Here is a 12,701-nt window from a genome sequence, read left to right on the forward strand (position 1 = left end):
CGAGATGCACCTGACTCCTTCGGACATCGACAAGCTGTTGCTCAGCGTGGCCGGCATGGTGGCCCGCGACCGACGCGAACGTGGTGTCCTCCTGAACCATCCCGAGGCCACCGCCCTGCTGGCGTGCTGGGTGATGGAGCGTGCCCGCGAGGGCGCCCGGGTGGCCGACCTGATGAGCGACGGGCGTCACGTGCTGACTCGCGACGAGGTCATGGAGGGCGTTCCCGAGATGATCCGCGACGTGCAGGTCGAGGCGACCTTCCCCGACGGGCGCAAGCTCGTCACGATCACGGAGCCGATCCAGTGATCCCCGGAGAGGTCCGCGTCTCGGCGGAGCCGCTCGAGCTCAGCAGCGGCCGCGAGCAACGCACCCTGGTGATCGTCAACGACGGCGATCGCCCGATCCAGGTGGGCTCCCACATCCACCTGCCCGACACCAACCCGGCGCTCAGCTTCGACCGCGACCAGGCCCAGGGCTTCCGCCTCGATGTCCCCGCCGGTACGTCGATCCGCTTCGAGCCCGGCGTGAGCCGCACGGTCGACCTGATCGCACTCGGCGGCACCGCCACCGTGCCCGGTCTGCAGATCCGCGAGCTCGACGGCGAGCGGCCGACCCACGCCCGAGAGCCCAAGCAGGTCGTGCCCTTCGGCACGCCCGGCACCCCCGTGGACAGTCCGAGCCGCGCCGGCGGAGTCGGCGTACGCCTCAGCGACGAACCGCCCCACCCGGAGCCCGGTGCAGCGAACGATCAGGACGAGGAGACATCGTGAGCCGGATCGATCGCCGCGAATACGTCCAGCTCTACGGCCCGACCGTGGGCGACCAGATCCGGTTGGGCGACACCGACCTGTGGATCCAGGTCGAGCAGGACCTCACCTTCGGTGGTGACGAGTCGGTCTTCGGCGGCGGCAAGAGCATCCGCGAGTCGATGGGCCAGGGCCTGACCACCCGCGACGAGGGCGCCCTCGACCTGGTGATCACCAACGTGGTGGTGCTCGACCACGGCGGCATCATCCGTGGGGACGTCGGCATCCGCGACGGACGCATCGTCGCGGTCGGCAAGTCCGGCAACCCCGACATCATGGACGGCGTCCACCCGAGCCTGCACATCGGTCCGAGCACCGACGTGATCGCCGGCGAGGGCAAGATCCTCACCGCCGGGGCGATCGACACCCACGTGCACTACCTCAACGAGACCGAGATGCTCGAGGCGCTGGCCACCGGCACCACCACGGTCGTCGGCGGCGGCACCGGGCCGACCGAGGGGTCGAAGGCGACCACCGTCACGCCGGGCGCCTGGTCGCTGGCGATGATGCATCGCGCGTTCGACCACATCCCGCTCAACGTGCTGCTCTTCGGCAAGGGCAACACGGTCAGCGCCGCCGCCCTCGAGCAGGAGGCGCTCAGCGGTGCCGGCGGCTACAAGGTGCACGAGGACTGGGGCGCCACGCCCGCGGCGATCGACGCCTCCCTGCGGGCCGCCGACGCGTTCGGCCTCCAGGTCGCCCTGCACGCCGACAGCCTCAACGAGACCGGCTACGTGCAGCACACCCTCGACGCCATCGCCGGACGGGGCATCCACCTCTTCCACTCCGAGGGCGCCGGCGGCGGGCACGCCCCCGACATCATCGTGATGGCCAGCGAGCCCAACGTGCTGCCCGCCTCGACCAACCCGACCCTGCCGCACACCGTCAACACCGAGGCCGAGCACCTCGACATGCTGATGGTCGCGCACCACCTCAACCCGCGCGTGCCCGAGGACCTGGCGTTCGCCGAGTCGCGGATCCGGGGTACGACGATGGCCGCCGAGGACATCCTCCAGGACATGGGGGCCATCTCGATCACGTCGTCCGACGCCCAGGCGATGGGCCGCATCGGCGAGCTGATCTCGCGCACCTGGCAGGTCGCCCACGTCATGAAGGCGCAACGCGGGTCGCTCGGCACCTCGATGCCGGCCGACAACGAGAGGGCCCGTCGCTACGTGGCGAAGTACACCATCTGCCCCGCGGTGGCACACGGCGTCGACCACGAGATCGGCTCGGTCGAGGCCGGCAAGATGGCCGACCTGGTGCTGTGGGACCCGGTCTTCTTCGGCATCCGGCCCTCCGCGGTGATCAAGGGCGGCGCGATCGTGTGGGCGCCCATGGGCGACGTCAACGCGGCGATCCCGACACCACAGCCGGTATTCATGCGCCCCGCCATGGCCGCCTCGCCCGGTTCGGCACCGCACCTGTCCACGTCGTTCGTCTCACCCCTCGCGGTCGACAACGGGCTCCGCGACCGGCTGGGCCTGCGACGCCAGCTGACCGGCGTACGCCCGACCCGGCATCTCACCAAGGCCGACATGCCCAACAACACCGCGCTGCCCGCACTCGACGTCGACCCCGAGACGTTCGCGATCACCATCGACGGCGAGCTGGTCCGCCCGCAGCCCGTCGACGAGGTGCCCCTCGCCCAGCGCTACTCGTTGTTCTGAGTGGTGCCCGTGTCTGCTGAGCTCGGCGCGCTGCTCCTCACCGACGGCAGGCTGCCGACCGGCGGCCATGCGCACTCCGCCGGACTGGAGCCGGCACTCGCGGCGGGGCTGCGCGCCGACCAGGTGCCTGCCTACATCGACGCCCGGCTGCGCACGGTCGGCCTGGTCGAGGCCGCCGCGGCGGTGGTGGCCCTGCGCATCGCCGTCGACGCACCCGCCCGTCTCGGCGACGTGCAGGCCGAGCTGATGGCGCGGACGCCGAGTGCCCCGCTGCGCCACGCGTCGGAGCTGCTCGGCCGCGGCCTGGCCCGGTTGGCGCTGCGGCTCTGGCCCGACCACGCAGCGGTCGCGGCCCTGCACGGGCTCGGCCAACCCCCACTGCGCCCGGTCGCCCTCGGGGTGGTCGGCGCCGCGCTCGGCATGAGCGCCGCCGCGATCGCCCGGGCCAGCCTGTACGACGACGCGCAGACCGTGGCCGCTGCCTCACTCAAGCTGTTGCCCGTCGACCCCGCCGACGCGACCGGCTGGTTGCTGGCCTCCGCGTCCACCATCGAGGCAGTCGTCTCACGGGCCCTGGCCACCACCGGCCCCGACGACCTTCCTGCCCTGACCGCACCCATGGTCGAGCTGTGGTCGCTCGACCACCACCACTCCACGAGGAGGATCTTTGTTTCCTGAATCAGGATTTCCTGAAGCATCAGCACCCGGCCCCGCCCGCCCCCTGCGCCTGGGCGTTGCCGGCCCGGTCGGCACCGGCAAGAGCACGATCATCGCGACCCTGTGCCGCGGGTTGTCCGCGCAGCTGGAGATCGCGGTGGTCACCAACGACATCTACACCGACGAGGACGCCCGCCAGCTGCGCGCGGCCGGCGTACTGCCCGTCGAGCGCATCCGGGCGGTCGAGACCGGGGCCTGCCCGCACACCGCGATCCGCGACGACGTGACCGCCAACCTGCTCGCCGTCGAAGACCTCGAGCGCGACTTCGCACCGCTCGACCTGGTGATCGTCGAGAGTGGCGGCGACAACCTGACGGCCACCTTCAGCCCGGCCCTGGTCGACGCCCAGATCTTCTGCCTCGACGTGGCCGGCGGCGGCGACGTGGCGCGCAAGGGCGGCCCGGGCATCGAACGCGCGGACCTGCTGGTGATCAACAAGACCGACCTGGCGCCGTACGTCGGGGTCGACGCGGAGCAGATGGTCACCGATGCCGGCGCCGTTCGCGACGGCCTGCCGGTGCTGCCGGTGAGCCAGCACGACCAGGCGTCGGTCGACGCCCTGTGTGCCTGGGTCAGCGCGCTGGCCGTCGCCCACCAGCAGGGCCAGCACGTGCCACAGGACCCGGGCCCGATGGCTCCGCACTTCCACGCGCCCGACCACGACCACGCGCACGGGTGACCACTGACGCACCGCTCCGGATCCTGGTGGAGCGCACTCCCACCCACCACCGGATCACCCGGCTCGACGCCAGCAGGTTCGTCCGCCCGCGTGCCGTGCACACCGAGCCGGACCGGGTGCGGGTGGCCCTGGTGGCCGCCTGCGCCAGCCTGCTCTCCGGCGATGACGTGCGCCTGGAGATCGAGGTGGGCCCGGGCGCGCACCTCGAGCTGGTCGAGCCTTCGGCCACCGTCGCCTACAACGCCCGCGGCGGCTCGTGCACGTGGTCGGCGGCGATCCGGGTGGCCGAGGGCGGCAGCCTGGTCTGGGGCGGCGCCCCGTTCGTGGTGTCGCACGGCGCCGACGTCGAGCGCCGCACCACGATCGAGCTGGACGCCGGCGCCGCGTTGCTGCACCGCGAGACACTCGTGCTCGGCCGGAGCGCGGAGGACGGCGGCAAGGTGCGCTCGACGCTGCGGGCGACGTACGACCGTCGGCCGTTGCTGGTCGAGGACGTCGACCTGCGCGACCTGGCCCTGCGGTCGGCGCCCGGAGTGCTGGGCGGACACCGCGTCGTCGCGACGACCACACTGCTCGGGCTGAGGCCCGGTCCGGAGCCGGCGCTGCACGAGACCCTGCTCGCCGGGCCCGGAGCCCTGGCCCGCTCGGTGGCCGACGAGGCGCACCTGACCGAGCAGGCGCTGGAGCCGACCTGGCAGCGGTGGCGGGCCGTCATGGACGAACACCGCACACCGCTGCCGGCCTGAGCCCGGTTGACCTCAGATCGCCGGGACTGCCCGCAGCGACGGCACGGTCAGGGCACCCTGCGCCGCACGCACCCACACCGTCTGGCCGGCCTGCAGCCCGAGGTGACGCGCGTGCGAGCGGGTCAGGACGACGGTGACCTCCTCGCCGTTGTCGGTGAGGACCTGGACACGCGCCTCGAAGCCGATCCGGAGCGAGCGCGACACCACGGCCTGGACCGCGTCGTCGTGCTGCGGCATGACGGTGATCTCGATGTCGTGCGGCCGGATCAGCTGGCCCTCGAGCGTGGTGACCTCGCCGAGGAAGCTCATCACGAAGTCGTTGGCCGGCTCGTCGTACAGCTGGTCGGGCGTGCCGATCTGCTCGACCCGCCCCTCGTTGATCACCACGATCTCGTCGGCGACCTCGAGGGCCTCCTCCTGGTCGTGGGTCACGAACACCGTGGTCACGTGCACCTCGTCGTGCAGCCGTCGCAGCCAGTCGCGCAGCTCCTTGCGCACCTTCGCGTCGAGCGCGCCGAACGGCTCGTCCAGCAGAAGCACCGAGGGCTCGACGGCCAGTGCCCGGGCCAGGGCGAGCCGCTGGCGCTGGCCACCGGAGAGCTGCGAGGGAAGCCGGTGTGCGAACTGGGAGAGGTGCACCAGCTTGAGGAGCTCGTCGACGCGCTCAGCGACCTCGGCCTTGGGACGCTTGCGGATCTCCAGACCGAAGGCGACGTTCTTCGCGACGGTCATGTGCTTGAAGACCGCGTAGTGCTGGAAGACGAAGCCGACGTTGCGCTTCTGCGCGGGCAGCCTCGTGGCGTCGACGCCCTCGATGCTGACCGTGCCCGAGTCGGCGGTGTCGAGCCCGGCAATGATCCGCAGCAGGGTCGACTTGCCGCCACCCGACGGTCCGAGCAGCGCCGTCAACTGACCGGTCGGGAGCGAGACGTTGATGTTCTCCAGGGCGACGAAGTCGCCGTACTGCTTGTTGATTCCCTTGACTTCGATGCTCATGTTCGGTCCTCCGGACGGCGAATGAAGGTCACCACGACCAGTGCGAGGACGGCGGCGAGCACCAGCACGAAGGCTGCTGCGTAGGCCGTCGACTCGTCGTAGTTGTTGTAACGGTTCTGGATGAGGAGGGTGGCGGTCTCGCCGCGGAACTCGGCGCCTGGACTGACGATCTTGACCGCGCCGAACTCGCCGAGCGACCGGGCCAGGCTGAGCACCACTCCGTAGGCGAGGGCCCACTTGATGCTGGGCAACGTGATCCGGCGGAAGCTCTGCCAGGCGTGGGCCCCGAGGCTGCTGGCTGCCATCTCGGCATCGGTGCCGATCTCCTCCAGCACCGGGATGATCTCCCGGATCACCAGGGGCAGGCTGACGAACGCGGTCGCCATCACCATGCCCGGAGTCGAGCCGATGATGAAGATGCCGACCGACTCAAGCGACTCGCCGAACCATCCCGACCCGCTCGAGTAGGCGAGCACGAGCGCGAGGCCCACGACCACCGGTGAGACGGACATCGGCAGGTCGACGAGCACCGAGAGGATGCGTCGGCCGGGGAACTCGTAGCGCACCAGGAGCAACGAGATGCCCAGGCCGAACACGGTGTTGATCAGCACGGCCCAGAACGCGCAGGTCACCGTCAGCCCGAAGGCGTAGGTCACGCTGGGGTCCTGCAGTCGTTCGAGGAACGCGCCGAAACCACCGGCGGCGTTCGCCTCGACCGGCGCGAACGTGCGTTGCACGACCTCGCTCAGCGGCCACACCACCAGCACGAACAGGTAGCCGATCACGAAGAACCGCAACAGGTAGGTCACGACGCTCTTGTGCTGGCGAATCTCCTTGACCTCAGGCACGGCGAGCCACCCGCCTCGAGAGGATGTCGAGCGCCACGATCACCACGACCGCCACCAGGAGGAGCAGTACGGCGACCGCCGCGGCCCCGGCCTGGTTGTCGCCCTCGAGGAACTTGAGGATCTTCAACGAGGCCACCTCGGTCTGGTAGGGCGTGTTGCCGGAGATCAGCACGAGCGAGCCGAACTCCGAGATCGCGCGGGCGAAGCCGAGCGAGGATCCGGCGGTGATGGCCGGCACCAGGCTGGGCAGGATCACCCGCCGGAAGGTGGTGAACCGGGAGGCGCCCAGCGATGCGGCGGCCTCCTCGGCCTCCACCTCGATCTCCAGCAGCACGGGCTGCACGGTGCGTACGACGAACGGAAGGGTCACGAACAACAGCGCGAGGAAGATTCCGGTGCGCGTGTTGACGATGTTGAACCCGACGGGACTGTCGGGGCCGTAGAGGCTCAGCAGCACGAGACCGGCCACGATCGTCGGTAGGGCGAACGGGATGTCGATGACGACGTCCAGCAGTCGCTTGCCGACGAAGTCGTCGCGGACCAGCACCCACGCGACGATCGTGCCGATCACCGCATTGACCACGGTCACCAGGACCGCCTCGACGACGGTCAGCCGCAGTGCGGCGAAGGTCTGAGGGTCGGTGAGCGTGCCGGCGAAGGCCGACCAGCCCCCTGCCGCGGCTGCACCCACCACGGCAGAGAGAGGCAGCAGCACCAGGACGCTGAACCAGACCAGGCCGATGCCGAGTCCGATGCCCGATGCCGTGGAGAGCCTGAACAAACCCCCGGAGGGCCGGCGCGTGCGCGCCGGCCCCGCGGGTGGAGCGATGACGTTGGTCACTTCTTGGTGGCCGCGTCGTACAGCTTGTCGAAGCGGAGCTTCTTGCCGTCCTTGCCGAACCACTCGTCGCTGACCGCCGGCCAGCCTCCGAGGTCGGCGATGGTGTCGAGCGAGCTGGGCACCGGGAACGGGTTGGCCGGGTCGTTGGCGCCCTGGACCTCGATGCCGCTGATGTCCACGTCGCCGACCGGACGGAAGCCCTTCTTGACGAACTCCTTCTGGCCCTCGTCGCTGAGCACGAAGTCGAGCCAGTCGGTGGCGATGCTGTCGGCGTCCTTGAGCACGGCGCCGGGGTTCTCGATCAGGAACGAGTGGTCGGGCACGATGTAGTCGAGCTCCTCACCGTTCTGCTTGGCGAGGATCGCCTCGTTCTCGTAGGTGATCAGCACGTTGCCGACACCCTTCTTGAAGGCCTCGGTCGCCTCGCGGCCGCTGGCGGCCCACGTCACGACGTTTCCGAAGACCTGCTTGAGGTAGGCGTCGGCCTCCGCCTCGGTCTTTCCCTGCGACTTGGCGTAGGTGTAGAGGGCCAGGACGTTCCAGCGGGCCGCACCGGACGAGGCCGGGTCGGCGGTGATGACCTTGACGTCCTTGCGGGTCAGGTCGCTCCAGTCCTTGATGCCGAGCGGGTTGCCCTTCTCGACCGCGATGACCGCGATGGAGGAGGAGACGATGCCCTTGTTGGGGCCCTTGTTCCAGTCCTCGGCGACCAGGCCGGCGTCGACCAGCCGGGTCACGTCGCCCTCGAGCGAGAAGTGGACGTAGTCGACGTCCTTGCCGTTGGTGTCGGCCACCTTGCGACTCTGGTCGCCGGAGGCGCCGTACGAACCGGAGAGCCTGGCGCCGTCACCGGCGTCCGTCTCGGCGAACTTGTCGGCGATGGCGTCGTTGGCCGCCTCCGGAACCGCGAAGCCGACCAGGTTGATCGTCTTGTCGTCACCACTGCCGCCTGCACTGCTGCACCCAGACAAGGCCAGCACCCCGACCACTGAAGCGATCGCCAGAGCCTTGAACTTGTTCCTCATTGCCACTCTTTCCCCGCCCTCACGAGAAGGCGTGTATCTAAGTAATGTCGAGCAGTTTAGGCGAGATACTGTAAGAAGTGGGCATTTAGCCCGAATTGCGGGATGGTGAGGTGACTCACGAGCCTCCGGATGACCAGTCAGGGAGACGTGACGCGGGCTCTGCGACAGCGGACTAAGGTGGGGTGCGGCAGGCGTGTCCTCTCACCACGCGCCGGATTTCTGGAACGTGTTCCAGTTCTGGCATACGGTGAGTACGGACCCCACAAGACACAGGAAGCAGGTAGGTGAGGTGGCCAAGCAGGTCAGGCAGTTGGACCGGGTGATCATCCGGTTCGCGGGTGACTCCGGTGACGGCATGCAGCTCACCGGTGACCGGTTCACCCAGGAGTCGGCCGCGTTCGGCAACGACCTGGTCACGCTGCCGAACTTCCCCGCCGAGATCCGCGCCCCTCAGGGCACCATTCCCGGTGTCTCCTCGTTCCAGGTGCACTTCGCCGACCACGACATCCTCACCGCCGGGGACTCCCCCGACGTGCTGGTGGCGATGAACCCCGCGGCACTGAAGGCCAACCTGGGTGACCTCAACAAGGGCGCCGCCATCATCGTGGACACCCACGACTTCACCGCCCGCAACCTCACCAAGGCCGGGTACGCCGAGAACCCGCTGGAGGACGACTCCCTGGCCGAGTTCGACCTGCACAAGGTGGACCTCACCGGCATGACGGTCGAGGCGGTCAAGGAGTTCGGGCTCTCCCGCAAGGACGCCGCCCGCGCGAAGAACATGTTCGCCCTCGGCCTGCTGTCGTGGATGTACGGCCGCCCCACCGAGACCACGGTGGAGTTCCTGTCGAAGAAGTTCGCCAAGGTGCCCGACATCCGCGACGCCAACATCACCGCGTTCAAGATGGGCTGGAACTTCGGCGAGACCACCGAGACCTTCATCGTCCAGTACGAAGTGAAGCCGGCCGCGATGCCGCCGGGGGTCTACCGCAACATCTCCGGCAACCTGGCCCTGGCCTACGGGCTGGTCGCCGCGTCGGTGCAGTCCGGGCTCCCGGTCTTCCTGGGCTCCTACCCGATCACCCCGGCCTCCGACATCCTCCACGAGCTCTCCAAGCACAAGAGCTTCGGCGTCACCACCTTCCAGGCCGAGGACGAGATCGCCGGTGTCGGTGCCGCCATCGGCGCCTCCTTCGCCGGCCACCTCGGCGTCACCACCACCTCGGGCCCGGGCATCGCGCTCAAGGGCGAGGCGATCGGCCTGGCCGTGATGACCGAACTGCCCCTGCTGGTGGTCAACGTCCAGCGCGGCGGCCCCTCGACCGGCCTGCCCACCAAGACCGAGCAGTCCGACCTGCTCCAGGCGATGTTCGGCCGCAACGGTGAGGCCCCCGTCCCGATCGTGGCACCGCAGTCGCCCGGCGACTGCTTCAACGCGGCGGTCGAGGCTGCCCGGATCGCGATCACCTACCGCACCCCGGTCATGCTGCTCTCCGACGGCTACCTCGCCAACGGCTCCGAGCCGTGGTCGATACCCGACGTCGCCGACCTGCCGGTCATCGAACCCAACTTCGCCACGGCCGACGACCTGGCCGAGGGCGAGGAGTTCGCTCCCTACAAGCGGGACGAGGCAACCCTGGCCCGTCCGTGGGCGATCCCCGGCACGCCGGGACTCGAGCACCGCATCGGCGGCCTCGAGAAGGGCGCCGGACACGGCAACATCTCCTACGACCCGGCCAACCACGACCTGATGGTCCGCACCCGGCAGGCCAAGGTCGACGCGATCGCCGACTCCCTGCCCCCGCTCGAGGTCGACGACCCCTCCGGCGCCGCGAAGGTCCTGGTCATCGGCTGGGGTTCGACGTACGGACCGATCGGGGCCGGCATCCGCCGGGTCCGCAAGGCCGGCTACCACGTCGCCCAGGTGCACCTGCGCCACCTCAACCCGTTCCCCAAGGACCTCGGCGACATCCTCGCCCGCTACGACAAGGTCCTGGTCCCCGAGATGAACCTCGGACAGCTCTCGCTGCTGCTGCGCGGCAAGTACCTCGTCGACGCCATCGGCTACAACCAGGTCCGCGGCCTCCCCCTCAAGGCAGCCGAGCTCGCCGGCGTCATCGGCGACCTCGTCTCCGAGGCAGAGGGCATCGAAGTCGACCTGACCCCCGTCCCCCAGGAGGCATCAAAGTGAGCACCGTCGAACTGCCCTTCCCCGGACTCCAGGGCGTCCCCACCACCGACGAGAAGCAGACCGGCAAGGACTTCACCTCCGACCAGGAGGTCCGCTGGTGCCCCGGCTGCGGCGACTACGCCGTGCTCAAGGCCGTCCAGAACTTCCTGCCCGAGCTCTCCATCAAGCGCGAGAACGTCGTCTTCATCTCCGGCATCGGCTGCTCCAGCCGCTTCCCGTACTACCTCGACACCTACGGCATGCACTCGATCCACGGCCGCGCGCCGTCGATCGCGACCGGCCTGGCCACCGCCCGCGAGGACCTCTCCGTCTTCGTGGTCACCGGTGACGGCGACGCCCTCTCCATCGGCGGCAACCACCTCATCCACGCGTTGCGCCGCAACGTCAACATGACGATCCTGCTGTTCAACAACCGCATCTACGGCCTCACCAAGGGCCAGTACTCCCCCACCAGCGAGACCGGCAAGGTCACCAAGTCCACGCCGATGGGCTCACTCGACCACCCGTTCAACCCGGTCTCCTTGGCCCTGGGCGCCGAAGGCTCCTTCGTGGCCCGCACCATCGACTCCGACCGCAAGCACCTCACCTCGGTGCTGTCCGCGGCCGCGGCCCACCGCGGCACCTCGTTCGTGGAGATCTACCAGAACTGCCCGATCTTCAACGACGGCGCCTTCGACGCCATCAAGAACCCCGACACCAAGGCCGACGCGATCATCCCGCTGGTCCACGGTGAACCGATCACCTTCGGCGCCCGCGACGAGACCACCGGCCTCGGCGACAAGGCACTCGTCCGCGCCGCGTCCGGTGGCGTCGAGGTCGTCCCGATCGCGTCCGTGGCCGCCGACCAGGTGCTGGTCCACGACGCCCACAACCCGGACCCGTCGACCGCCTTCGCGATCAGCCGGCTCACCGACTCCGGCTACCTCAACCAGTCCCCCATCGGCATCTTCCGGCAGGTCGAACGACCGGCGTACGACGACCAGGCCCGCGACCAGATCCGGCTCGCCTCGCAAGCCGCCACCACGCCCGCGACCGAACGACTCGCCGGCCTGATCAACGGCGGCGACACCTGGACCGTGGTCTGAGCGGACCCGGTCCGCTGCGAGCCGTTCGACATACAGTTCGCCATTCACTGGCCCGAGCCCACGCTCAGCGAGCACGACGTACCGCGAACTGCATGTCGAAACGAACATAGGCCTTCATGGCCAAAGAGATCGGCCCCCAGCCACTGTGGCTGGGGGCCGATCTCGTTGTGTGCTGCGCTCAGATCAGTGCTGGGTCAGATCAGCGCTGGTAGGTACGCCAGACACCGGTGACGGTGACGGCCCAACGCGGCGCAGTGGCCGGAACCACGGCGCGGTAGTACCAGTAGCCGGTGCTCGGCGCGGGGAGGCGCAGCTTGAAGCCGCCGTACCGGTTCGTGCGGGCGTAGCTCCAGACGCGGAAGGAGCCGCTCTTGCTGGCCTTGCGCTGGATGATGACGCGCTTGCCGCCCCAGCCCGGGTCGATGTTGCCCTGCATGTAGACGCGACCGCGGCTGGAGTAGACGCGGGTGTGCGGGTGACGCGAGCCCTTGATCGTCTTGCCGGAGGACGCGGCCGGAACGCTGCCGACACCGCTCCAGACCACCTTGTAGGCCGCGGTGCCGAGGGACGGCGTCGAGAAGACGAAGTGCGACGACGAGTCCGTGGCGCGGTTGGAGACCAGCTGGTACGACGAGGTGCCGCCGATGCGACGGTAGAGCTTCACGCTGGTCTGACCGACGTGGCACCACTCGACGTCGCAGCTCGGGTTGGCGCTGTCGTGGGCCTGGACCTGGCCCGAGATGCGGATGCTGGTCTTGTACTTGTAGATGCCGAGGGCCTGGCGGGCCACCGAGAGGCGGCTGGTGTAGGCCTGGGCGGAACGGGCGTTGACGGTCGAGACCGTGATGCCGGTCGTGGCGTCGGAGGCCAGGTCCGTGCTCCGGGCGGCCGGGGCCTCGGACACCTCGGAGGCACGGTCGCGAGGAGCGTCCTGTGCCTGGGCAGTCGTGGAGAGTGCCAGCGGAGTGGCGACCACGAGGGCCGTTCCGATGGCGCCGACGAGAAGTCGCTTGATGCGCATGAGTGGGTAACCCCCAGGAAGATGAAAAGTGGATGAGTACTACGGGCACCTTCGTACCCCGGGACATTGTGCGGG

At 69.3% G+C, this 12,701-nt stretch carries 13 protein-coding genes; 8 read left to right on the top strand and 5 right to left on the bottom strand.

Translation table 11 applies throughout. The features are described 5' to 3' along the window. Positions 1 to 4: 4 nt before the first annotated feature. Genes ASD30_RS14270 through ASD30_RS14295 form a run of 6 tightly spaced genes read left to right on the top strand, consistent with a single transcriptional unit; the run spans position 5 to position 4,619 of the window. A complete protein-coding gene (locus ASD30_RS14270) occupies positions 5 to 307 on the top strand; it encodes an urease subunit gamma (protein WP_056682576.1) in 303 nt (100 codons plus the stop codon). Then, entirely contained in the window at positions 304 to 771 is a 468-nt protein-coding gene (locus tag ASD30_RS14275) for an urease subunit beta (protein ID WP_056682579.1), read from the top strand. Before ASD30_RS14270 ends, ASD30_RS14275 begins: the two co-directional genes overlap by 4 nt. Then, entirely contained in the window at positions 768 to 2,477 is a 1,710-nt protein-coding gene (locus tag ASD30_RS14280) for an urease subunit alpha (protein WP_056682582.1), read from the top strand. Before ASD30_RS14275 ends, ASD30_RS14280 begins: the two co-directional genes overlap by 4 nt. A 9-nt stretch (positions 2,478 to 2,486) precedes the next feature. Further along, positions 2,487 to 3,155, top strand: a complete 669-nt coding sequence (locus ASD30_RS14285) for an urease accessory protein UreF (RefSeq protein ID WP_056684999.1) — start codon at positions 2,487 to 2,489, stop codon at positions 3,153 to 3,155. Beyond that, positions 3,145 to 3,873, top strand: coding sequence for an urease accessory protein UreG (gene ureG / locus ASD30_RS14290; RefSeq protein WP_056682585.1), 729 nt, complete (start codon positions 3,145 to 3,147; stop codon positions 3,871 to 3,873). The genes ASD30_RS14285 and ureG overlap by 11 nt, the downstream gene beginning before the upstream one ends. Next, positions 3,870 to 4,619 (top strand): urease accessory protein UreD, encoded by a 750-nt coding sequence (locus ASD30_RS14295; protein ID WP_056682588.1) that lies wholly within the window; start codon positions 3,870 to 3,872, stop codon positions 4,617 to 4,619. Before ureG ends, ASD30_RS14295 begins: the two co-directional genes overlap by 4 nt. 12 nt (positions 4,620 to 4,631) lie before the next feature. On the opposite strand, the gene ASD30_RS14300 is transcribed toward ASD30_RS14295, so the two are convergent. Genes ASD30_RS14300 through ASD30_RS14315 form a run of 4 tightly spaced genes read right to left on the bottom strand, consistent with a single transcriptional unit; the run spans position 4,632 to position 8,329 of the window. Continuing rightward, positions 4,632 to 5,615: a sulfate/molybdate ABC transporter ATP-binding protein gene (locus ASD30_RS14300; protein ID WP_056682591.1), complete on the bottom strand. Its 984-nt coding sequence runs from the start codon at positions 5,613 to 5,615 to the stop codon at positions 4,632 to 4,634. After that, positions 5,612 to 6,463, bottom strand: coding sequence for a sulfate ABC transporter permease (locus ASD30_RS14305; RefSeq protein WP_082563840.1), 852 nt, complete (start codon positions 6,461 to 6,463; stop codon positions 5,612 to 5,614). The genes ASD30_RS14300 and ASD30_RS14305 overlap by 4 nt, the downstream gene beginning before the upstream one ends. Further along, a complete protein-coding gene (gene cysT / locus ASD30_RS14310; RefSeq protein WP_057295413.1) occupies positions 6,456 to 7,244 on the bottom strand; it encodes a sulfate ABC transporter permease subunit CysT in 789 nt (262 codons plus the stop codon). Before cysT ends, ASD30_RS14305 begins: the two co-directional genes overlap by 8 nt. A gap of 56 nt (positions 7,245 to 7,300) precedes the next feature. After that, positions 7,301 to 8,329, bottom strand: coding sequence for an extracellular solute-binding protein (locus ASD30_RS14315; RefSeq protein ID WP_056682597.1), 1,029 nt, complete (start codon positions 8,327 to 8,329; stop codon positions 7,301 to 7,303). A 247-nt stretch (positions 8,330 to 8,576) separates the two neighbouring features. Between ASD30_RS14315 and ASD30_RS14320 the strand changes: the two genes are divergently transcribed. Both ASD30_RS14320 and ASD30_RS14325 read left to right on the top strand, forming a co-directional pair. Then, positions 8,577 to 10,520, top strand: a complete 1,944-nt coding sequence (locus tag ASD30_RS14320) for a 2-oxoacid:acceptor oxidoreductase subunit alpha (RefSeq protein WP_442938238.1) — start codon at positions 8,577 to 8,579, stop codon at positions 10,518 to 10,520. After that, positions 10,517 to 11,605 carry a 2-oxoacid:ferredoxin oxidoreductase subunit beta gene (locus ASD30_RS14325; RefSeq protein WP_056682602.1) on the top strand — a complete coding sequence of 363 codons (1,089 nt, stop codon included), beginning with the start codon at positions 10,517 to 10,519 and terminating at the stop codon, positions 11,603 to 11,605. Before ASD30_RS14320 ends, ASD30_RS14325 begins: the two co-directional genes overlap by 4 nt. A 199-nt stretch (positions 11,606 to 11,804) precedes the next feature. Here ASD30_RS14325 and ASD30_RS14330 read toward each other — a convergent pair whose 3' ends face one another. Then, positions 11,805 to 12,626, bottom strand: coding sequence for a hypothetical protein (locus ASD30_RS14330; RefSeq protein ID WP_056682604.1), 822 nt, complete (start codon positions 12,624 to 12,626; stop codon positions 11,805 to 11,807). Positions 12,627 to 12,701 lie beyond the last annotated feature (75 nt).

The organism is Nocardioides sp. Root140, assembly GCF_001426745.1.
In the GTDB taxonomy this organism is placed as follows: domain Bacteria; phylum Actinomycetota; class Actinomycetes; order Propionibacteriales; family Nocardioidaceae; genus Nocardioides.

Coding starts and splice junctions, on each gene's coding strand:
- ASD30_RS14270 (WP_056682576.1), top strand. CDS start 5: ATGCACCTGACTCCTTCGGACATCGACAAGCTGTTGCTCAGCGTGGCC.
- ASD30_RS14300 (WP_056682591.1), bottom strand. CDS start 5,615: ATGAGCATCGAAGTCAAGGGAATCAACAAGCAGTACGGCGACTTCGTC.
- ASD30_RS14315 (WP_056682597.1), bottom strand. CDS start 8,329: ATGAGGAACAAGTTCAAGGCTCTGGCGATCGCTTCAGTGGTCGGGGTG.
- ASD30_RS14330 (WP_056682604.1), bottom strand. CDS start 12,626: ATGCGCATCAAGCGACTTCTCGTCGGCGCCATCGGAACGGCCCTCGTG.